Consider the following 21,160-nt stretch of genomic DNA (forward strand, 5'->3'; position numbering starts at 1 on the left):
ACGCCTCGCTCATCAGCCGATTTGTTCGCGACGGCTGTGTACCTTGTCGATCAGGCCGTAGTTGACAGCTTCCTCACCGCTCATGAAACGGTCGCGGTCGGTGTCACGGGCAATCACTTCAATCGGCTGGCCGGTGTGATTGGCCAGAACCTGGTTCAGACGCTCACGGATGAAGAGGATTTCCTTGGCATGAATCTCGATATCCGAGGCCTGGCCCTGGAAACCGCCCAGCGGCTGGTGAATCATCATCCGCGAATGCGGCAGGCAGTAACGCTTGCCTGCCGCGCCGCCAGCCAGCAACAGCGCGCCCATGCTGCAGGCCTGACCGATGCAGGTGGTCGACACGTCGGGTTTGATGAACTGCATGGTGTCGTAGATCGACATGCCCGCAGTCACCGAACCACCCGGCGAGTTGATGTACAGGTGAATGTCCTTGTCCGGGTTCTCGGCTTCAAGGAACAGCAGCTGCGCAGCCACCAGGTTGGCCATGTAGTCTTCGACCGGGCCGATCAGGAAGATCACCCGCTCCTTCAACAGGCGCGAATAGATGTCGTAAGCGCGCTCGCCACGTGCGGACTGCTCGACGACCATGGGTACCAGACCGCCTGCGGCCTGGATATCGGACATTTGCTGCATGAAAGGATTGTGCGACATTTCCAGCATTCGCTCCCTAATAAAAGTCATGACTCGAATACGCATAAGCCAGCGCTGAGGCTGGCTTATGGTGTTCTCGAACGAGGTGAAGAGATCAGGCGGCCTGTGGAGCTTCTGCCGGCTTGACTGCTTCTTCGTAAGAGACCGATTTGTCAGTCACATTGGCCTTCTGCAAAACAGTATCTACAACTTGCTCTTCCAGTACAACCGAACGCACTTCGTTCATTTGCTGGTCGTTCTTGTAGTACCACGCCACGACCTGCTCCGGCTCCTGGTAGGCCGAGGCCATTTCCTGGATCAGCTCACGCACGCGAGCGTCGTCTGGCTTGAGGTCGAACTGCTTGACCACTTCAGCAACGATCAGGCCGAGGGACACACGGCGCTTGGCCTGCTCTTCGAACAGTTCGGCCGGCAGTTGGTCAGGCTTGATGTTGCCACCGAACTGCTGAACGGCCTGCACGCGCAGGTTGTTCACTTCGTTGCCGATCAGCGCCTTCGGCACCTCGACCGGGTTGGCGGCCAGCAGGCCTTCCATCACCTGGTTCTTGATCTTGGATTTGATCGCCTGACGCAGCTCGCGCTCCATGTTCTTGCGCACTTCGGCGCGGAAGCCTTCGATACCGCCTTCCTTGATGCCGAACAGGGTGAAGAACTCATCGTTGAGTTCCGGCAGCTGCGGTGCGGAAACGCTGTTCACCTTGACGGTGAATTCGGCGGTCTTGCCGGCCAGGTCGAGGTTCTGGTAATCCTCTGGGAACGTCGGGTTGATCACCCGCTCTTCACCGGCCTTGGCACCGATCAGGGCATCTTCGAAGCCCGGGATCATGCGACCGGAGCCCAGCACCAGCTGAGTGCCGGTGGCAGAGCCGCCAGCGAAGGCTTCGCCGTCGATCTTGCCAACGAAGTCGATGTTCAGCTGGTCGTCTTTTTCGGCAGCGCGTTCAACGGCTTCGAAACGGGTGTTCTGCTTGCGCAGGATTTCCAGCATGTTGTCGACGTCGGAATCAGCCACTTCAGCCTGCTGACGTTCGATGGCAATGCCCTCGAGGCCGCTGATGGTGATTTCCGGGAACACTTCGAAGGTCGCGATGAATTCCAGGTCCTTGCCCTTCTCCAGCACTTTCGGCTCGACCGACGGCTGACCGGCAGGCGCGAGCTTCTGCTCGGCGATCGCCTCGTAGAAGGAGGACTGGATCACGTCGCCCACGGCTTCCTGGCGCGCATCAGCTTCAAAACGCTGACGGATCACGCTCATTGGCACCTTGCCTGGACGGAAACCAGGGATCTTGGCTTTCTGGGCAGTCTGCTGCAGACGCTTGTTGACCTGAGTCTCGATACGCTCGGCCGGCACAGTAATGCTCATGCGGCGCTCGAGAGCGGAAGTGCTTTCAACAGAAACTTGCATGGATATTCCTCGTTGCACAGACGTATGCCGGCCGTTTACCGACCCCATTCAAGGGCATGCATTCTAGAGGGAGGTGTTGCAGAAGTCACCCTAGATGCAGGTGGCAAACGGGAGGGGCGCTAAAGATGGTGCGGACGGAGAGACTCGAACTCTCACGCCTTGCGGCGCTGGAACCTAAATCCAGTGTGTCTACCAATTCCACCACGTCCGCGTGGTAATACATTTTTTACAAACAAAAACGCCAGGCTTTTAGGGCCTGGCGCTTTCAGAATATGGGGTGGACGAAGGGGATCGAACCCTCGACACCAGGAGCCACAATCCTGTGCTCTACCAACTGAGCTACGCCCACCATATCGCTTTACCGCTTACTTGTGCCGACTCACCTAGTGGCGCACCCGGCAGGACTCGAACCTGCGACCATCCGCTTAGAAGGCGGATGCTCTATCCAGCTGAGCTACGGGCACTTATCCATCCACCAGAGCAGACTTCAAGCTTCGGCTGGAGCGGCTACTTTCGTTGCTGCCGTCGCCGCTTTACCCTGTCACTTGCTGTGCTCGCCAAGTGGTGCGCATCTTATAGAGGCACCCTGACGTCGTCAACACCCGAATTTAAAAAAATTCAGCTAGATAAAGGAGTTACACCAAATCTGCTGCCTGGCGCCTTTGCCCTTCCTTAATGCCATGCGAGAATGCGCGTCCTTTTTTATCCCTTTCGATGGTTAACCAAGCGCAATGACCGCACAACTGATAGATGGCAAAGCGATTGCCGCCAATATCCGCCAGCAGATCGCCCAGCGCGTCGCCGAACGACGCCAGCAGGGGCTGCGCGCGCCCGGCCTGGCAGTGATCCTGGTCGGCAGCGATCCCGCCTCTCAGGTTTATGTAGCGCACAAGCGCAAGGATTGCGAGGAAGTCGGCTTTGTGTCCCGCGCTTACGACCTCGGTGCCGAAACCAGCCAGGACGAGCTGCTCAATCTGATCGACTCGCTCAATGAAGACACCAGCATCGACGGTATCCTGGTGCAGCTACCCCTGCCGGCACACCTTGACTCATCGCTGTTGCTGGAGCGCATCCGGCCGGACAAGGACGTCGACGGCTTCCACCCCTACAATATCGGCCGCCTGGCGCAACGCATGCCGCTGCTGCGGCCCTGCACGCCCAAGGGCATCATGACGCTGCTGGCCAGCACCGGCCAGGACCTCTACGGCCTGCACGCCGTGGTGGTTGGCGCGTCGAATATCGTCGGCCGGCCGATGGCCATGGAACTGCTGCTCGGGGGCTGCACCGTGACGGTCACCCACCGCTTCACCAAGGACCTCGCCGGCCACGTCGCCCAGGCCGATATCGTCGTCGTGGCGGCCGGCAAGCCGGGCCTGGTCAAGGGCGAGTGGATCAAGGAAGGCGCCATCGTCATCGACGTGGGCATCAACCGTCAGACGGATGGCAAGCTGATTGGCGACGTGGTGTACGAAACTGCCCTGCCCCGTGCCGGCTGGATCACCCCGGTACCTGGCGGCGTTGGCCCGATGACCCGCGCCTGCCTGCTGGAAAACACCCTGCATGCCGCGGAACATCTGCACGCCTGACGGCCCTCGCTGAAAAGACGGCGCCCTGGAGGCGCCGTTTTCATTTCAGCGCAAAAAGACGCGTGGCGCCCTGTGGCTTGCGCACGAACCACAGAACCCGGCTGACGCCGCGAGTCACCGCCACGTACCCCAGCCGCAGGCTCTCATCGGCCATCGCCTGATCGTAGCTGTTGGCGAAGAAACCACAGTGCGCGTACAGGGCATTGCGCAGTGGATGCGGCGTGGCCGGCAGGCAGTCGTCGATGATGATCGCCACCTCGGCCTGCAGGCCCTTCGCACGATGGATGGTGTAGGCCTTTACCGGGAGCTTGCGATCAAGCCCGGCCTGCACGTCCTTGAGGGTCTCGTTACGCCGACCCAGTAGCAGCACTGCAGTTCGCTCCATGGAGTCGATGGAGCTGGCGTATTCACACTGGGCGGCGATTTCATTCAACAGATCGGGCATCTGCCGAGCCGGATCGAATGGCGTAACCAGCTGTACCCCATGCCCGCCGGGCGGCACGGCCCTGATCGCCTGGGTGGATTTGTTCTGCTTGACGGCAACCTCGCGCAGAATCGACTCGGCGTCGCGAATCACCGGCTCGATCGACCGGTAATTCGCCTGCAGTATCAGCACAGCACTCTTGCCCTTGCCTTTGCTCGGGAAGTGCCGGTCGAAGGTCATGAACAACTCCGGCGAACTGCCGCGCCAACCGTAGATCGACTGCCAGTCATCACCGATGGCCATCAGGCTCACCGCCGTTGCCGCGCCAACCAGGCGCCGATGCACTGCCTGCAGCCATTGCACGATCTGCGGTGAGACATCTTGAAATTCGTCGATCAACAGATGGGAAAAGTTCGCCAGCGCCTCGGCGGGTAGCCGCCCATCGCCTTCATCGAGCATCTGCGTCAGTTGCTGAAAAGCGCCATTGAAGGTCATCAGGCCTTGCTCGCCAAGACGCTGCTGCAATGCACGCCAGAAAGCCTGCAAGGCAAGAAGAAAAAGGCCTTCCTGATCCGAACAAGGCACCGCGGCCACTGCCAAGTGGTCGATGCGAAGGCCGATGCTCTCGATAAAGCCTGCCTGGCCGTAGAGCACCTCGAACAACGGCGCGGCATGCAGCTCGCCAGCCAGCCTGAATGGCTGCATTGGCGCTTTGGGCAAGGGCTTCTGATCATCCGGCGCGGGCGAACCCAGCAGTCCGTGGACCTGCGAGCGAAACGCCGGATCATCGGCGTAGCAAACCTGGTACACCTCTTTCAGCAAACGCCCCTGTGCCACCCCGAGACGGCCACCAGCAAAGGGATTATCGGGTTCGCTGGACGAGGCCTGTCGATCACCAAGCTGCTCGAACCAGCCCGGGTCGCCCAACGCCCGACGCGCCAGCACGCCCATGGCGGAGTGAAAAGTACGCACGCACTGCTGTACCGCACGCTCGTCGACGGGCAACTGCCAGAACGCCAGCATCTTCGACAGCCGCTCACGCAGCTCGACGCAGGATGCATTGGTAAAGGAAATCACCGTCAACCGTTCGGGCTCGATATTCAGGTGACAGAGCATGAAGACCACACGCAGCACCAGCGTCGTCGACTTGCCCGATCCTGCACCGGCAAAGATGCGCGTCAGCGGCTGGCGACCGAGAATCATCGCCCACTGCTCGTCGGAAGGCGCACCGACCACGCCAGCCGCCACGGCTCGCGCAACGGTGTCACGCATGGCCTGCTCCTGGGCAACGCTGATTTTCATGGGTGTCGCCGAGTAGATACCGGCGCTCGGGCGCCTAGCGGGCTTTTTTGTTGCGGAGCTTGCGCCCTTCCCTGCGCGTTTGGGTGCCGGTTTCTTCTTGGCTGCAGGCTTGCCCCTGGTTTTGGCGGCAGACTTCAGTCGCTCGGCAGCGGCGTGCTTTTCGGCCTCCAGATAGGCTGCGGTGCGGGGGAAGTAACGGGCCAGCGTGGTGGAAAGTAGAAGTTTGTAGCGCGTCAGCATGGTTTTTCCGTAGCGAATTGGATGCAGGCTTCTGGAAACGAAAAGGCCGCATCAGCGGCCTTTTCGTTGCGACGCTCGCTTACTCGGCGAGTCGCCAGGTGGTGCCACCTTTGCCATCCTCAAGCACCACACCCAGAGCGGTGATCTGATCACGGATGCGGTCGGATTCCGCCCAATTTTTATCGGCACGCGCCTGCAGGCGAGCGGCGATCAGCGCTTCCACTTCAGCGGCATCGACCTTGCCTTCCGCGCCCGCCTTGAGGAATGCATCCGGCTCCAGCTGCAGCACACCGAGCAAGCCTCCCAGTTCCTTGAGGCGTGCGCCCAGCGCAGCGGCAGTTTGCAGGTCGCTGTCTCGCAGGCGATTGACCTCACGCGCCAACTCGAACATCACCGAGCAGGCACCGGCGGTATTGAAATCGTCGTTCATCGCCGTACTGAAGCGCTCGACATAGCTTTCGCCACCAGCCGGGGCGGCCTCTGGCAACCCTTTAAGCGCATTGTAGAAGCGCTCCAGGGCCGCCTTGGACTCGCGCAGGTTGTCTTCGGAATAGTTGATCGGGCTGCGGTAGTGACTGGCGATCAGCAGGTAGCGCACTACTTCCGGATGATACTTCTCCAACACCTCACGAATGGTGAAGAAGTTGCCCAACGACTTGGACATCTTCTCGCCATTGATAGTGATCATCCCGCAGTGCAGCCAGGAGTTGGCGTAAGGCTTGCCAGTGGCAGCCTCGCTCTGGGCAATCTCGTTCTCATGGTGCGGAAACTCGAGGTCGTTACCGCCGCCATGAATGTCGAACGACTCACCAAGGCAGCAGGTGGACATCACCGAGCACTCGATGTGCCAGCCCGGACGACCGTCGCCCCAAGGCGATGACCAGCTCGGCTCGCCCGGCTTGGCTGCCTTCCAAAGAACGAAATCAAGCGGATCCTGTTTGGATTCGCCCGGCTCGATGCGCGCACCAATACGCAGATCTTCCACACGGCGGCGCGACAGCTTGCCATAACCTTCGAACTTGCCGACACGGTAGTACACGTCGCCGTTGCCCGGTGCGTAGGCGTACCCCTTGTCGATCAGGGCCTGGATCATCGCGTGCATGCCGGCGATATGATCGGTGGCGCGCGGCTCCTGATCAGGCTTGAGGATGTTCAGCCGCGCTTCGTCTTCGTGCATCGCACTGATCATTCGCTCGGTGAGCGCCTCAAAGGCCTCGCCGTTTTCGTTGGCGCGATTGATGATCTTGTCGTCGATGTCGGTGATGTTGCGCACATAGGTCAGGTCGTAACCGCTATGGCGCAGCCAGCGTGTTACCACGTCGAAGGCGACCATGCTGCGACCGTGGCCCAGGTGGCAGAAGTCATAGACGGTCATCCCGCACACGTACATGCGCACGTGATTACCAACCAGCGGCTTGAACGGTTCTTTGACCTTGCTCAGGGTGTTGTAAATGCTCAGTGCCATTTACTGCCCCCAGGAATCGCGCAGGGTGACGGTACGATTGAAGACCAGCGCGTCCGGCTTGGAATCCTTGGCGTCCAGGCAGAAGTAGCCTTCGCGCTCGAACTGGAAGCGATCTTCGGCAGCAGCCTGGGCCAGCGACGGCTCGGCGCGGCAACCTTTGAGCACCACCAGCGAATCCGGGTTGATGTTGTCGAGGAAACTGCCGCCCTGCTCGCCCTCATCACCGGCCTTCTCCGGGTTGGCCGAACGGAACAGGCGGTCGTACAGGCGCACTTCGCATTCAACGCTTTCGGCCGCCGGCACCCAGTGGATTACACCTTTGACCTTGCGGCCTTCGGGATTCTTGCCCAGGGTGTTCTCGTCATAGGAGCAGCGCAGCTCGACGATATTGCCGGCGGCATCCTTGATCGCCTCGTCGGCACGGATCACGTAGCTGCCGCGCAGGCGCGCTTCGCCGCCCGGGATCAGGCGCTTGAAACCGTCCGGCGGGGTTTCTTCGAAATCGCCAGCATCGATGTAGATCTCGCGGCTGAACGGCAGCACGCGGGTGCCGATGTCCTGCTTGGGATGGCGTGCCAGCTCCAGGTTCTCGACCTTGCCTTCCGGGTAGTTGGTGATCACCACCTTGAGCGGTTTGAGCACGCACATGGCACGCGAGGCGTTGGCGTCCAGATCCTCACGAATCGCGAATTCCAGCATGCCGATATCCACCAGGCCGCCAGCGCGGTTGACGCCGATCATGTCGCAGAAGGTACGGATCGAAGCTGGCGTGTAGCCGCGGCGACGGTAGCCCGACAGGGTCGACATGCGCGGGTCATCCCAGCCATTGACGTGCTTCTCGTCGACCAGTTGCTTGAGCTTGCGCTTGCTGGTGATGGTGTAGTTCAGGTTCAGGCGGGCGAACTCGTACTGACGCGGCTGCGCCGGTACCGGCAGGTTGGCCAGGAACCATTCGTATAGCGGGCGATGGTCCTCGAACTCCAGGGTGCAGATGGAGTGGGTCACGCCTTCGATGGCATCCGACTGACCGTGGGTGAAGTCGTAGCTCGGGTAGATGCACCACTTGTCACCGGTCTGATGGTGATGAGCATGGCGGATGCGATAGAGGATCGGGTCACGCAGGTTCATGTTGCGCGAGGCCATGTCGATCTTGGCGCGCAGCGCGCGAGCGCCATCCGGGAACTCACCCGCCTTCATGCGCGCAAACAGCTCGAGGTTCTCTTCGACACTGCGCTCTCGGTACGGGCTGTCCTTGCCGGGGGTATTCAGGGTGCCACGGTATTCGCGGGCTTCGTCTGGCGACAGGTCGTCGACATAGGCCTTGCCAGCCTTGATCAGCTCGACGGCCCAATCATGCAGTTGGTCGAAGTAATTGGAGGCGTAACGCTCCTCGCCAGCCCATTTGAAGCCGAGCCACTCGACATCGGCCTTGATGGCATCGATGTATTCCTGGTCTTCCTTGGCCGGGTTGGTGTCGTCGAAACGCAGGTTGCACTCGCCACCGAATTCCTGGGCCAGGCCGAAGTTCAGGCAGATCGACTTGGCGTGGCCAATATGCAGATAGCCGTTGGGCTCCGGCGGGAACCGGGTGATGATCTTGGCGTGCTTGCCAGCGTCCAGGTCAGCCTGAACGAGGGGACGCAGGAAGTTGGCGGCTTTTTCGACGGTGGGCTTGCTCATGGTGTCCTTAGCGCGTGCGGATTGCGGCACAGGGTAGGCCGACTAAAACAAAGCGCTTATCATAGCCCAAGCTGTCAACCCCCTGACAGGCCTTGGCACCTGCTCCCTGACCTTCGGCCGACATTAATTGTCTGTACCGAACCGGGAGTAGCCCGGGATTTTCTCGACAGAGCGATTAAACACATGATCAAGCTGCACACCAACCACGGCGTCATCACCCTCAACCTGTTCGAAGACAAGGCGCCGGAAACCGTCGCCAACTTCAAGGAATACGTGAAGAGCGGCCATTACGACGGCACCGTGTTTCACCGCGTGATCGGCAACTTCATGATCCAGGGTGGCGGTTTCGAGCCGGGCATGAAGCAGAAGCCGACCAAAGCGACAATCAAGAACGAAGCCAACAACGGCCTGAGCAACAAAATCGGCACCGTGGCCATGGCACGCACCTCGGAACCACACTCGGCGTCTGCGCAATTCTTCATTAACGTGGGTGACAACACCTTCCTCGACCACACTGCACAGACCGTACAGGGCTGGGGCTACGCGGTGTTCGGTGAAGTGGTCGAAGGCATGGACGTAGTCGAAGCCATCAAGGGCGTTGCCACCACCATGAAATCCGGTCACCAGGACGTTCCGGCTGAAGACGTGATCATCGAGAAGGCCGAGATCATCGAGTGATCCTGCTGATCTCCGACCTGCATCTTGAAGAGGAGCGCCCGGACATCACCCGGGCGTTCTTGCATTTTCTCGATACTCGGGCGCGCCAGACCGAGGCGCTGTACGTCCTTGGCGATTTTTTCGAGGTGTGGATTGGCGACGATGCCATGACGCCCTTCCAGTACAGCATCGCCCAGGCCCTGCGCGGCTTGAGCGACAGCGGTACGCGCATTTACCTGATGCACGGCAACCGTGACTTCCTGTTGGGCAAGGGGTTCTGCCGCGAGGCCGGCTGCACGCTGCTCAGCGATCCTTGCGCGGTTCAACTGGCCGGCGAGAAAGTGCTGCTCATGCACGGCGACAGCCTGTGCACCCTGGATGTCGGCTACCAGAAGATGCGGCGCCTGCTGCGCAACCCGCTGAGCCTGTTCATCCTGCGCAACCTGCCGCTGCGCACCCGCCACAAGCTGGCACGCAAGCTGCGTTCGGAAAGCCGCTCGCAGACCCGCATGAAAGCCCGCGACATCGTCGATGTCACGCCAGAAGAAGTGCAGCGCGTGATGGGGGCTCATGGCGTGCGCACGCTGATCCACGGCCATACCCATCGCCCTGCGGTGCATGAGCTGGTGGTCGATGGCCAGCCGGCGCGGCGTATCGTGCTAGGTGACTGGGACCAGCAGGGCTGGGCGTTACAGATCGATGGCAATGGCTTTGCGCAGGCACCGTTCAGCTTGCAATGAGCGATTGCTTCGCGGGTTACGCCCACGGCTGCTCAGGGGTGCAATACGGCCCTGGCAGCACTGGGAGAGCGCAGCGCCCCTGAAAACAGCCAGCGGTTTACTGCGGAACGCCGCTGTGGAAGCGAAACTCGACGTCGGGCGTCTCGATCAATTCCTGCTCGACCGCCCTCACCCGCTCGATCACCTGATCGACGTCCGCCGCCTCGCCATATTGATAGGCCAGCTTCAGGTACCCCTGAAAATGCCGCGCCTCGCTTTGCAGCAATCCGAAGTAGAACTTGCCCAGTTCGTCGTCCAGATGCGGCACGATTGCCTCGAAGCGCTCGCAACTGCGCGCTTCGATGAAGGCCCCGACCACCAGGGTATCGACCAGCTTGTACGGCTCGTGATTGCGCGTCACCTTGCGCAGCCCCGACGCGTAGCGTGCTGCGGATACCGGCCGCAGGCCAATCTTGCGGCGTTTCATGATGCGCAGCACCTGCTCGTGGTGAACCAGCTCCTCACGGGCAAGGCGCGACATCATGTTGATCAGGTCGAGGTGGCAGCTGTATTTGGCCATCAGGCTGAGCGCCGTGCTGGCGGCCTTGAACTCGCAGTTCTTGTGGTCGATCAGCATGATTTCCTGGTTGGCCAGGGCGGCATCGATCCACCCCTGAGGCGTGCGGCAACCGAGAAAATCATGGATTTCCGGCAGGCTCGGCGTGGCGCTGCGGCGGCTGGGCGATGGCTGATCGGGAGCAGTGGCTGGAAACAACACGGGTATGGGCTCTGGCGGCTGGCTACTTGATAAGCCGGCCATTATAGAGCCGCCAGCGCGGCGCGTCCTGTCTATTGGCCCGCACAGAGCGCGGGCGGTCGAATGACTCAGTTGTTCTCCAGCCAAGCGTCCATCTGGGTGATTTCCTGCTCCTGCGCGGCGATGACCTGTTTGGCCAGCTCCAGCACTTGCGGGTCAGAGCCGTAAGCCAATGCGACCTTGGCCATATCGATGGCGCCCTGATGGTGAGGAATCATCGCGCGCATGAAATCCCGGTCGGCGTCACCGCTGAAATCAATGGCCATGGCACCGTGCATACGATGGTTGACGGCCTCGAATGCAGCCTTGACTTCAGCGCGCTTGCCGGGGTCGACAGCTGCCTCATACCGCGCCGCGTTGGTTTGCAGCCATTCGTTCATCAGCACGATCTCCCGGTCCTGCGCGGCAATGACCTCGCTGGCCAAGGCACGCACGCTTGCGTCGCTGCCGTACTGCAGCGCGACCTTGGCCATCTCGATAGCCCCCTGATGATGGGGAATCATGCCGCGCATGAAATCCACGTCGGCATTGCCCGTCAGCGTGACGGCCATCGCCTTGTGCATCCTCTCGTTGATCGTGTGATAGGCGGTCGTCGAGGCGCTGGCATCCGCCGACTTGCCCTCGGTCGCGTGCGCGCCATGGGCGCCTGCATGGCCATCGGCTGCACTCTGAGCGCTCACCATGCCGGCGGTCAGCACCGACGCCACGACAATCACAAATAAACCTAGCGTTTGGGCTTTCATTGACGATCCTCGACCATTGATGGGAGGTCAGAACCTACACCTTGCCACGGCGGGAAGGTCAAGATGCGCCCTGCCGCTGCCGGCTATCACCGGGCCGGGCCGATAGGCGCAGCAGGCCATCTATAGTGAACAGGGCCAGCCACACGCAGAGGAAACCCCATGCAAGCCATCCGCAGCATTCTCGTCGTCATCCAGCCGGATCATCTGGACGCACTTGCCCTGAAACGCGCCAAGCAGATTGCTGGCGTGACGCAGTCTCATCTGCACCTGCTGATTTGCGCCGAGTCGGGCGAACACCGCGGCCACCTGCGCCTGCTCGGTAATGTACTGCAGCAGGATGGCTACAGCGCCAGCACCGAGCAGGCGTGGCATGGCAGCCTGCATGAAACGATCAGCACCGTGCAGCAAGCCGAGGGCTGCGGCCTGGTGATCAAGCAGCACATGCCTGACAACCCGCTGAAGAAGGCGCTGCTCACGCCCGAGGACTGGAAGCTGCTGCGCTACTGCCCCTGCCCGGTGCTGCTGGTGAAAACGCAGACGCCCTGGGCCGGCGGCACGGTATTGGCAGCCGTGGATGTGGGTAATGTCGACAGCGAGCATCGAGCACTGCACACCCGCATCGTCGAGCATGGCTATGACATCGCCAACCTGGCAAAAGCCGAACTGCACGTGCTCAGCGCCCACCCATCACCGGTGCTGGCGGCCGCCGACCCGGCCTTCCAGCTGCGTGAATCCATCGAGGACAGCTACCGCCAGCAGTGCCTGGCGTTTCAGCAGACCTATGACATCGATGACGGGCACCTGCATATCGCCGAAGGCCCGGCCGATGTGCTGATCCCGCAATTTGCCCACCAACTGCACGCGGCCGTCACGGTGATCGGCACCGTTGCACGTACCGGCTTCAGTGGCGCGCTGATCGGCAATACCGCCGAAGTGATTCTCGACACGCTGGAAAGTGACATTCTGGTGCTCAAGCCCGACAGCATCATCGAGCACCTGGAACAGCAGCTCGGCGAGCGCTGATCACTCGCGAAACGGCTGTCTTGGTCTGCTGCGCAAGGGATCGAGCAACGACGACAAGCCGTTGTGATCGATCTCCTGCATCAGCGCCAGCAACTGGCCAATCTCGCCCTTCGGAAAGCCCTCACGGGCGAACCAGTTCAGGTAATGCCCAGGCAGATCAGCAATTAGCCTGCCCTTGTATTTGCCAAAGGGCATTTCTCGGCTCACCAGCAATTTCAGGTCTTCGGGTTTCATCACATCGGCCGCAACGTTCGTGTGGACTGGGCATTATGCCGCAAGCGCCAAGCGGTTGGGCCTGGGCCTCAACTCGGGTAAGCTGCGCGCCGTTCACACTTGCAGGGACTCATCATGATTATCAAGGCACTGCGCCTCGGCCTCGGCCAACTGATCGTTCTTGGCGACCTCGCCACTCGTCCTGCCAAGATGAAGCGTGCACCTGACGAGCAGGCTGCGGTCGAGCAGGCAGCCGGCAAGCTGGCGCTGTATCAGTTCAAGGCGTGTCCGTTCTGCGTGAAAATCCGCCGTAAGCTGCACGCTCTCAACGTGCCGGTCGCCCTGCGCGATGCCAAGAACGACGCCACCGCTCGCAACGAACTGGAGAGCCAGGGTGGCAAGATTCAGGTGCCGTGCCTGCGCATCGAAGAAAACGGCCAGAGCACCTGGCTGTACGAATCCAAGGCCATTGCCGCCTACCTGGATCAGCGCTTCGCGGTGTGAAGCGCCCCTAGGGGCTGAAACGCAGGCGTTCCTTAGCGGCATCTTAGAGCCTGTTCACGATCCTTATGCGCCTGAAGTAGCAGCTACAAGGCAGAAGCAGACGTTCGGTGATTCATTGTGGGAACGGGCCATGCCCGTGATTATTCGCGGGCACGGACCGCTTCCACAGTCGTAGGGTGGACGACGCCTCACCTACGCGGCCCGACCCGTCCACCGATCGCAATGGTGGATGAAAAGAGCGTCATCCACCCTACGTCCGCTTTTGCCACTTGGCTGCCAAAATCGGCGAATCTGGGCTGAAAGATTAGGAACAGGCTTTTAGTGCTGATGGCTGCGTCCGACATGGGACACATCCTTCTCGGCATGCAGGGTGTCACTGGTGCTGAGCTGCCGAATGATCTCGCAGGGCGACGATTGCTGATCCGCCAGGCAGCTGTTGCGCAGTTCCACCAGTTGCCCCTGCAACGACTGCAGGCTGGCGATGCGCGCGTTGACGTGTTCGATGTGCTCGTCGATCAGGGTATTGATGGCCTCGCAGTTTTCCGCTGGGCGGCCACGCAGGCTTAGCAAGTCGCGAATCTCGCCGAGCGTCATGTCCAGCGTGCGGCAGTTGCGGATGAAGGTCAGCCGCTCGACGTGCTCCGGCAGGTACAGCCGGTAATTTCCCTCGCTGCGCTGTGGCGCGGGCAGTAGCCCCTCGCGTTCGTAGTAGCGGATGGTCTCCACCGGACACCCGGTGACCGCCGCCAATTCGCCAATTTTCATCATCGCCTCCTCTGGTGCTTGACCCTATAGTGGCTACAGGGTGTTCACTCTGCAACATGATATTGGGAGAACCCACATGGCGAATTGTTGCGATAACGAACGAACCCCCAAGCCCGTCGAGCCCCAGGCCTCGTGCTGTGCTACCGAAGCAGTAGCGCCCTGCTGCGCCTCCAGTCCATTGGTCAGCCAGATCAGCGAGCCTGCTGCCACTGCAGCGCCTGCGCAGACGCTCTCCGGCAGCACACTGCGCATCGAAGCGATGTGCTGCCCGACCGAAGAAGGACTGATTCGCAGCAAATTGCAGCACCTGCCCGAGGTGCATGCCATGCACTTCAACCTGCTCAATCGCACCCTGGTCGTCGACCATCAGGCCGGTGCTGCACCTCAGGTGATCGCGGCCATCGCCAGCCTCGGTATGCAGGCCACGCCTCTAGCGGCCGAGACCCGGGTGCGCATCGAGCAGATGGATTGCCCCGCCGAGGAGCGCCTGATCACCGATAAGCTCGCCCGCCAGCCAGGCATCGAAGCGCTGCAGTTCAACCTGATGCAGCGGGTGCTGACCATCCGCCACCGCCCGGACGCGCTCGAACCGGCCCTGCAAGCCATCCGGGAACTGGGCTTCACCCCGCAACCGGAGGGCAACGAGGGCCAGCCCATCACCCCCGAACGAACCGATGGTGGTTTGCCGTGGCGGCTGATCGGCGCAGGGGTGGCCGCATTCCTGGCCGAGCTGGTGCACTTCACCGATACCGCGCCGCAATGGGTAGTGGCACTGATCGCCCTGGGCGCCATTCTCACCGCCGGACTCGATGTTTATAAAAAAGGCTGGATCGCCCTCAAGAACCTCAACCTGAACATCAATGCACTGATGAGCATTGCCGTGACTGGCGCGGTGCTGATCGGCCAGTGGCCGGAAGCCGCAATGGTCATGGTGCTGTTCGCAATCGCCGAGCGGATCGAAGCGAAGTCCCTGGATCGCGCGCGCAACGCCATTCGCGGCCTGATGGCGCTGACCCCGGAACAGGCCACCGTGCGCCAGGCCGACGGCAGTTGGCAGGCACTGGACGTGACGCAGGTGAGCATCGGCAGTGTGGTACGCCTGCGCCCAGGCGAGCGTATCGGTCTGGATGGCGAGGTGCTCGACGGGCACTCGACAGTCGACCAGTCGCCGATCACTGGCGAGAGCCTGCCCATCGAGAAAGGCATCGGCGACACCCTGTTCGCCGGCACCATCAACCAGAGCGGTGCGCTGGAGTACCAGGTCAGCGCCGCGGCCAGCAACAGTGCGCTGTCGCGCATCATCAAGGCCGTGGAGGAGGCTCAGGGCGCGCGCGCGCCGACCCAGCGTTTCGTCGATCGCTTCGCACGCATCTACACGCCGCTGGTGTTCCTGCTTTCCCTGGCGGTGGCCGTGGTACCGCCACTGCTGTTGGACGGTAACTGGTTCGACTGGGTGTATCGAGCGCTGGTGCTGCTGGTGGTCGCCTGCCCCTGCGCGCTGGTGATTTCCACGCCCGTGAGCATCGTCAGCGGCCTGGCGGCGGCAGCGCGCAAGGGCATTCTGGTCAAGGGCGGGGTGTACCTGGAAAACGGCCGGCACATCACCCACCTGGCACTGGACAAGACCGGCACCCTCACCCACGGCAAACCCGTGCAGACCGACTACCGGCCCCTTGCAGACGCCGCAGATACCTACATCAAACTGGCCGCCAGCCTGGCCGCCCGCTCCGACCATCCGGTTTCCCAGGCGGTGGCCAAGGCGGCGCAGGAACAAGGCGTTACACCAGACGAGGTGCAGGGATTCGAGGCACTGCCCGGGCGTGGTGTGCGCGGCGTGATCGATGGCCGGTGCTACCAGCTGGGCAATCGGCGCCTGCTCACCGATCTGGGGTTGCGCTCGGCCGAGATCGACAGCCAGCTCGACGAACTGGAGCAGCAGGGCAAGACGGTGATCGTGCTCAGCGACGACGCGCGCGCGCTGGGGCTGTTCGCTGTGGCCGACACGCTCAAGGCGAGCAGTCGCGAGGCCATCGCCAGCCTGCATCAGATGGGCATAAAGACGCTGATGCTCACCGGCGACAACCAGCACACCGCCAAGGCCATCGCCGCCCAGGTCGGTATCGATGAGGCGCGCGGCGATCTGCTGCCCACCGACAAACTGGCGACTGTCGAAAAACTGCTCGAACAAAACGGTGTGGTGGCCATGGTCGGCGACGGCATCAACGACGCTCCCGCCCTGGCCCGCGCCGATGTCGGCTTTGCCATGGCAGCGATCGGTACCGACACTGCCATCGAAACCGCCGACGTCGCGATCATGGACGACGACCTGCGCAAGATCCCGGCCTTCATCCACCTGTCTCGGCAGACGGCGGCGATTCTCAAGCAGAACATCGCGCTGGCGCTGGGCATCAAGGCGATCTTCCTGGCCATGACCGTAACCGGTCACGCCACCATGTGGATGGCGGTATTCGCCGACGTGGGGGTGAGCCTGCTGGTGGTGTTCAACGGGCTGCGGTTGCTGCGCAAGTAAGCAATGGGAGGACCGAAACCCGGCCTGTTCCAAGGCCCGCTCCCACAAGAGGAGTGATCGCCTCGGCGATTCATCCGTTTATCGTCAATCACCCCAACATGGTCACATGCTTCGGGTGACTGGCGACCCGCGCCAGCCAGGCATTGATCGCCGGGTAACCGCTCAGGTCGAAACCGCCCTCGTGAGCCACATGCGTATAGGCATACAGGGCGATGTCGGCGATGGTGTAGCGGTCACCGACCAGATATGGCGTTTGTTGCAACTGCCGCTCCATCACCCGCAGCGCCTTGTGGCCGCGAATCTGGCAGACCGAGTACTCCTCCTGACGCTCGGCAGGCATGCCCAGGTACAGCTGAATGAAGCGCGCTACGGCCACATAAGGTTCGTGGCTGTATTGTTCGAAAAACTGCCACTGCAGCACCTGGGTGCGCAAACGCGGTTCGGTCTGCAGAAACTCGCTGCCGTCGGCCAGGAAGTTGAGGATGGCGTTGGACTCCCACAGGCAACTGCCGTCTTCCAGTTCCAGCACCGGAATCTTGCCGTTGGGGTTCTTGGCCAGGAACTCGGGGCTCTGGGTTTCGCCCTTGAGAATGTCGATGGGCTCCCACTGGTAGGGTTTGCCAAGCAGGGCCAGCATCAGCTTGATCTTGTAGCAGTTGCCCGAGCGGTAATCGCCATACACCTTGTACATGTTCGCCTCCTGAAGTCGATGATCGTTAGCCGCCGATAATCACGCCGCGTCTGCGGCCAATCCCTGCCGTACCACCATGGCCAGTCGGCGCATCCCCTCGCCTAGCCGCTCCGGCGCCACGTGGCTGAAGTTCAGCCGCAGGTAACCCGGCTCGTGATCGGGGTCGATGAAGAACGGCTCGCCCGGCATGAACGCCACGTTCTGCGCCAGTGCCGCATCGAGCAGCAGGCGCGTGTCCTGGGGCTGCTTGAGCTTCAACCAGAAGAACAGGCCGCCCTGGGGAACCTGCCACTCGGCCAGCTCGCTGAAATGTTCGACGAGCGCCGCCTGCATGGCATCACGTCGCTGGCGATAGAAATCGCGCAATCGGGCCAGGTGTTCACGGTATTGCTCGGTGCCCAGCCACTGCAACGCCTGCCATTGGCCGACGCGATTGGTGTGCAGGTCCGCCGACTGCTTGAGGCGCAGCAAATGGGGAAACAGATCGGGCGTGGCGATCAGGTAACCGACACGCAGCCCAGGCAACAGGGTCTTGGACACCGTGCCGGTATAGATCCAACTGGCCGTGCGCAAGCGGCTGACGATGGGCGTGGCGCTGCCGGCATCGAATACCAGTTCGCGGTAGGGCTCATCCTCGATCAGGGTGATCTGATAACGGTCCAGCAAGGCCGCCACGGCGTCACGCTTGGCCTCGCTGTAGCGCACGGCGCTGGGGTTCTGGAACGTCGGGATCAGGTAGGCGAAGGCCGGGCGCTGGTGCTCCAGCTGCTCTTCGAGTGCCTGCAATTGCGGGCCATCGGCCTCCTGCGGCACAGCGATGCAGTCGGCCCCGAACAGTTGGAAGGCCTGCAGCGCCGCCAGGTAGGTCGGCGCCTCGAGCAGTACTTTGGTGCCCGGATCGATGAACAGCTTGCTGGCCAGATCCAGGGTCTGCTGCGAGCCGCTGACGATCAGCACCTGGCTCGCCTCACACGGGACGCCAAGGGCCCGCGCTTCGGCGGCGATGGCTTCACGCAGCGCCGGCTCGCCCTCGCTCATGCCGTACTGTCCCATGCTGGTGGGCATTCGCGACCAGTCGAGCGCCGGCAACATCTCCTCGGCCGGCAGACCGCCGGCGAACGACATCACCTCCGGGCGCTGGGCAGCCGCGAGGATTTCACGAATCAACGAGCTTTTCAGGCGTGAGGTGCGTTCGGAGAAGGCCATGGAGGTCACCGGGTGATAAGTCATGAAATTTAAGTCAAACTGGTTGACCGAAAGTACGACGCCCGAGACATATACGTCAATATGATTGACCTTAAAAACTCAACCGACCAGCAAGCCGCCATGGAAGCCTTCTTCTTTGGCTACCAGGCGTTCACCGCCAAGGCCGATGAAATGCTCGCGCGCCGTGGCCTGTCGCGGGTGCACCAGCGCATCCTGTTCTTCATCGCTCGTCAACCGGGGTTGAGCGTCAGCGAACTACTCGGCTACCTCGGCGTGAGCAAGCAGGCGTTGAGCATTCCGCTGCGCCAGTTGATGGAAATGCACCTGACCCAGAGCGTCACCGCCGAGGACGACAAGCGCAAACGGCTGCTCGGCCTCACTGCCGAGGGCGCCAAGCTGGAGCGGGCGCTGCGCCGCGAGCAGGTCAAGCTGCTGCAGCGCGCCTTCGACGAAAGCGGCAAGCACGCGGTAGATGGCTGGCTGGCAGTCAACAAGGCGTTGAGCGGTACAGGTCGCCCGGCCGAATGACATACATCTAACTGTATCGCCACTTATGCTGATCGCTGTACGGCGACGGGTGGCCTGGCAGTCCTTATCGTTTCGGCTCAACCATGAGAAACCGCCATGAACCCGGAACTGCTGCTCGCCTTCGTCGCCTTTGCCTTCGTCACCTCGATTACGCCGGGCCCCAACAACATGATGCTGCTCGCCTCAGGCGTGAACTTCGGCCTGCGGCGCAGCGTGCCGCACATGCTGGGCATCAGCCTGGGTTTCATGGTGCTGGTCATATGCGTGGGGCTCGGCCTGGGGCAGGTGTTCGAACGACTCCCGATGCTGTACACGCTGCTGCGTTACCTGGGAGCCGCCTACCTGCTCTATCTGGCCTGGAAGATCGCCGGTTCCGGCGCTCCGGACAGCGCCACTGGCGAGCGCGGCAAACCCTTTACCTTTCTGCAGGCCGCTGCCTTCCAGTGGGTCAATCCCAAGGCCTGGGTGATGGCCATCGGCGCCATCACCACCTACACACCGCAGGAAAACTTCCTGGTCAACGTACTGCTGATCGCGGGCCTTTTCGCGCTGGTGAACTGCCCCAGCGTGGGGCTGTGGACAGTCGCCGGTTCGCTGCTACGCAGTTGGCTGCGTAACCCGGCGGTGCTGCGCGCCTTCAACATCGGCATGGCGGTGCTGCTGGTGGCGTCGCTGTACCCGATCTTCGCCGACTTCAAAGGCGTGCTGTGATGCCTGGGAGCAGCACGCGCCTGCGGCCGCTGGCCGATACGTCCACCTCGGCTGTGGTGGCCGGTTTCATCGGCATGCTCACCGGCTACACCAGCTCGCTGGTGCTGATGTTCCAGGCGGGTCAGGCAGCCGGGCTCAGCGCCGGGCAGATTTCATCGTGGATCTGGGCGCTGTCGATCGGCATGGCAGTGACCTGTGTCGGTTTGTCGCTGCGCTACCGCGCACCGGTGATGGTGGCCTGGTCGACGCCCGGCGCGGCATTGCTGATCACCAGCCTGCCCGGTGTGCCCTACAGCGAGGCGATCGGCGCCTACATCATCTGCTCGGCGCTTATCCTGGTGTGCGGTGTGACCGGCAGCTTCGACCGCATCATGCGGCGTATTCCCGGCTCCATCGCCGCGGCGCTCCTGGCCGGCGTGCTGTTCAAGATCGCCCTGGAGATCTGTGTGGCTGCCGAGCAGCAGCCGCTGCTGGTGATCGCCATGCTCTTCACCTATCTGCTGGGCAAACGGCTGCAGCCCCGCTACGCGGTACTGGCCGCGCTGGTGGTAGGCTGCGTGCTGGCTGGCGCGCTTGGGTTGCTGAATTTTTCACGGTTCGAGTTGCAACTGGCGACTCCGGAATGGACGACGCCGAGCTTCTCCATCGCCGCGGCGATCAGTATCGGTATCCCGCTGTTCATCGTTGCCATGGCTTCGCAAAACCTGCCGGGCATGGCCGTGCTGCGTGCCAACGGGTATGACGTGCCGGCCTCGCCGCTGCTCAACACCACCAGCCTGGTGTCGATCGTGATGGCGCCGTTCGGTTCCCACGGCATTCATATGGCGGCCATCAGCGCAGCGATCTGCGCGGGCCCCGAGGCGCACGAAGACCCGCGCAAGCGCTACACGGCAGCAGTCTGGTGCGGTGTCTTCTACGGCATCGCCGGCCTATTCGGTGCCACCCTCGCCGCCCTGTTCGCGGCCCTGCCCAAGGCGCTGATCCTGTCGATCGCCGCCCTGGCGCTGTTCGCCTCGATCATCGGCGGCCTCACCCAGGCCATGAGCGAGCCGAAGGAACGCGAAGCGGCGCTGATCACCTTTCTCGTCACCGCGTCTGGCATGACCCTGTTCGGGGTCGGCTCGGCGTTCTGGGGCATCGTTGCCGGTCTGCTGACCCTGGTGCTGCTCAATGGCGGCAGAAAAGCAGCTTGAGTGAGGATGGGCCACGCCAGTGTCGTCCGCCATTACGCTCGAGAGGCGGTGGACGGCTGGAGCGTCGCCCTCCTGCAAAGCCCGCGAACGCCTGACATCAACCG

20 protein-coding genes and 3 tRNA genes are annotated in these 21,160 nt (G+C 62.0%); 9 read left to right on the forward strand and 14 right to left on the reverse strand.

Annotated features, from left to right (window positions below; all coding sequences use genetic code 11):
• Window positions 1–12 precede the first annotated feature (12 nt).
• The 5 genes from clpP to ACZ0AV_RS02585 all read right to left on the reverse strand — a co-directional run bounded on the left by clpP (window position 13) and on the right by ACZ0AV_RS02585 (window position 2,523).
• The gene (gene clpP / locus ACZ0AV_RS02565; protein WP_070887516.1) at window positions 13–654 is read right to left on the reverse strand and encodes an ATP-dependent Clp endopeptidase proteolytic subunit ClpP; all 642 of its coding nucleotides are present in this window, start codon (window positions 652–654) and stop codon (window positions 13–15) included.
• A gap of 94 nt (window positions 655–748) precedes the next feature.
• Window positions 749–2,059, reverse strand: coding sequence for a trigger factor (gene tig / locus ACZ0AV_RS02570; protein WP_499149590.1), 1,311 nt, complete (start codon window positions 2,057–2,059; stop codon window positions 749–751).
• A 126-nt stretch (window positions 2,060–2,185) separates the two neighbouring features.
• A tRNA-Leu gene (locus tag ACZ0AV_RS02575) sits at window positions 2,186–2,270 on the reverse strand.
• A gap of 62 nt (window positions 2,271–2,332) precedes the next feature.
• Window positions 2,333–2,408: transfer RNA gene (locus ACZ0AV_RS02580), tRNA-His, on the reverse strand.
• Window positions 2,409–2,446: 38 nt separating this feature from the next.
• Window positions 2,447–2,523: transfer RNA gene (locus ACZ0AV_RS02585), tRNA-Arg, on the reverse strand.
• Between the two features lie 267 nt (window positions 2,524–2,790).
• Between ACZ0AV_RS02585 and folD the strand changes: the two genes are divergently transcribed.
• Window positions 2,791–3,645: a bifunctional methylenetetrahydrofolate dehydrogenase/methenyltetrahydrofolate cyclohydrolase FolD gene (gene folD, locus ACZ0AV_RS02590; protein WP_499149591.1), complete on the forward strand. Its 855-nt coding sequence runs from the start codon at window positions 2,791–2,793 to the stop codon at window positions 3,643–3,645.
• 40 nt (window positions 3,646–3,685) lie between these two features.
• Here folD and ACZ0AV_RS02595 read toward each other — a convergent pair whose 3' ends face one another.
• From ACZ0AV_RS02595 to ACZ0AV_RS02605, 3 genes are all read right to left on the reverse strand, one after another.
• Complete coding sequence (locus tag ACZ0AV_RS02595; protein WP_499149592.1) at window positions 3,686–5,611, reverse strand: UvrD-helicase domain-containing protein; 1,926 nt, start codon at window positions 5,609–5,611, stop codon at window positions 3,686–3,688.
• 79 nt (window positions 5,612–5,690) lie between these two features.
• Entirely contained in the window at window positions 5,691–7,076 is a 1,386-nt protein-coding gene (cysS, locus tag ACZ0AV_RS02600; RefSeq protein WP_499149593.1) for a cysteine--tRNA ligase, read from the reverse strand.
• A complete protein-coding gene (locus tag ACZ0AV_RS02605) occupies window positions 7,077–8,756 on the reverse strand; it encodes a glutamine--tRNA ligase/YqeY domain fusion protein (protein ID WP_499149594.1) in 1,680 nt (559 codons plus the stop codon).
• A gap of 183 nt (window positions 8,757–8,939) precedes the next feature.
• On the opposite strand from ACZ0AV_RS02605, the gene ACZ0AV_RS02610 reads away from it, so the two are divergent.
• Both ACZ0AV_RS02610 and lpxH read left to right on the forward strand, forming a co-directional pair.
• Window positions 8,940–9,434 (forward strand): peptidylprolyl isomerase, encoded by a 495-nt coding sequence (locus tag ACZ0AV_RS02610; RefSeq protein ID WP_499149595.1) that lies wholly within the window; start codon window positions 8,940–8,942, stop codon window positions 9,432–9,434.
• Entirely contained in the window at window positions 9,431–10,153 is a 723-nt protein-coding gene (gene lpxH / locus ACZ0AV_RS02615) for a UDP-2,3-diacylglucosamine diphosphatase (RefSeq protein ID WP_499149596.1), read from the forward strand. The genes ACZ0AV_RS02610 and lpxH overlap by 4 nt, the downstream gene beginning before the upstream one ends.
• A 97-nt stretch (window positions 10,154–10,250) precedes the next feature.
• Here the strand turns inward: lpxH and ACZ0AV_RS02620 are convergent, their stop codons facing one another.
• Together ACZ0AV_RS02620 and copM are read right to left on the reverse strand one after the other, a co-directional pair.
• The gene (locus ACZ0AV_RS02620; RefSeq protein WP_499153271.1) at window positions 10,251–10,847 is read right to left on the reverse strand and encodes a MiaE family protein; all 597 of its coding nucleotides are present in this window, start codon (window positions 10,845–10,847) and stop codon (window positions 10,251–10,253) included.
• Window positions 10,848–11,017: 170 nt separating this feature from the next.
• Window positions 11,018–11,692: a CopM family metallochaperone gene (gene copM / locus ACZ0AV_RS02625; protein WP_499149597.1), complete on the reverse strand. Its 675-nt coding sequence runs from the start codon at window positions 11,690–11,692 to the stop codon at window positions 11,018–11,020.
• A gap of 159 nt (window positions 11,693–11,851) precedes the next feature.
• Between copM and ACZ0AV_RS02630 the strand changes: the two genes are divergently transcribed.
• Window positions 11,852–12,715: a universal stress protein gene (locus ACZ0AV_RS02630; RefSeq protein ID WP_499149598.1), complete on the forward strand. Its 864-nt coding sequence runs from the start codon at window positions 11,852–11,854 to the stop codon at window positions 12,713–12,715.
• On the opposite strand, the gene ACZ0AV_RS02635 is transcribed toward ACZ0AV_RS02630, so the two are convergent.
• Window positions 12,716–12,949, reverse strand: coding sequence for a DUF3820 family protein (locus tag ACZ0AV_RS02635; RefSeq protein ID WP_074887485.1), 234 nt, complete (start codon window positions 12,947–12,949; stop codon window positions 12,716–12,718).
• 114 nt (window positions 12,950–13,063) lie between these two features.
• On the opposite strand from ACZ0AV_RS02635, the gene ACZ0AV_RS02640 reads away from it, so the two are divergent.
• The gene (locus ACZ0AV_RS02640) at window positions 13,064–13,432 is read left to right on the forward strand and encodes a glutaredoxin family protein (protein WP_499149599.1); all 369 of its coding nucleotides are present in this window, start codon (window positions 13,064–13,066) and stop codon (window positions 13,430–13,432) included.
• A gap of 318 nt (window positions 13,433–13,750) precedes the next feature.
• Here ACZ0AV_RS02640 and cadR read toward each other — a convergent pair whose 3' ends face one another.
• Window positions 13,751–14,197, reverse strand: a complete 447-nt coding sequence (cadR, locus tag ACZ0AV_RS02645; RefSeq protein ID WP_499149600.1) for a Cd(II)/Pb(II)-responsive transcriptional regulator — start codon at window positions 14,195–14,197, stop codon at window positions 13,751–13,753.
• Window positions 14,198–14,522: 325 nt separating this feature from the next.
• On the opposite strand from cadR, the gene ACZ0AV_RS02650 reads away from it, so the two are divergent.
• Complete coding sequence (locus ACZ0AV_RS02650; RefSeq protein WP_499153272.1) at window positions 14,523–16,727, forward strand: heavy metal translocating P-type ATPase; 2,205 nt, start codon at window positions 14,523–14,525, stop codon at window positions 16,725–16,727.
• Window positions 16,728–16,815: 88 nt separating this feature from the next.
• Here the strand turns inward: ACZ0AV_RS02650 and ACZ0AV_RS02655 are convergent, their stop codons facing one another.
• Window positions 16,816–17,418 carry a glutathione S-transferase family protein gene (locus ACZ0AV_RS02655; RefSeq protein ID WP_499149601.1) on the reverse strand — a complete coding sequence of 201 codons (603 nt, stop codon included), beginning with the start codon at window positions 17,416–17,418 and terminating at the stop codon, window positions 16,816–16,818.
• A gap of 39 nt (window positions 17,419–17,457) precedes the next feature.
• Window positions 17,458–18,624 carry an aminotransferase-like domain-containing protein gene (locus ACZ0AV_RS02660; RefSeq protein ID WP_499149602.1) on the reverse strand — a complete coding sequence of 389 codons (1,167 nt, stop codon included), beginning with the start codon at window positions 18,622–18,624 and terminating at the stop codon, window positions 17,458–17,460.
• Window positions 18,625–18,705: 81 nt separating this feature from the next.
• Between ACZ0AV_RS02660 and ACZ0AV_RS02665 the strand changes: the two genes are divergently transcribed.
• From ACZ0AV_RS02665 to ACZ0AV_RS02675, 3 genes are all read left to right on the forward strand, one after another.
• Window positions 18,706–19,152, forward strand: coding sequence for a MarR family winged helix-turn-helix transcriptional regulator (locus tag ACZ0AV_RS02665; RefSeq protein WP_499149603.1), 447 nt, complete (start codon window positions 18,706–18,708; stop codon window positions 19,150–19,152).
• Window positions 19,153–19,248: 96 nt separating this feature from the next.
• On the forward strand, window positions 19,249–19,863 hold the full coding sequence (locus ACZ0AV_RS02670; RefSeq protein ID WP_499149604.1) for a LysE family translocator: 615 nt from the start codon (window positions 19,249–19,251) through the stop codon (window positions 19,861–19,863).
• Window positions 19,863–21,056, forward strand: coding sequence for a benzoate/H(+) symporter BenE family transporter (locus tag ACZ0AV_RS02675; protein WP_499149605.1), 1,194 nt, complete (start codon window positions 19,863–19,865; stop codon window positions 21,054–21,056). Before ACZ0AV_RS02670 ends, ACZ0AV_RS02675 begins: the two co-directional genes overlap by 1 nt.
• Window positions 21,057–21,160 lie beyond the last annotated feature (104 nt).

Source organism: Pseudomonas sp. AC532 (genome assembly GCF_979258965.1).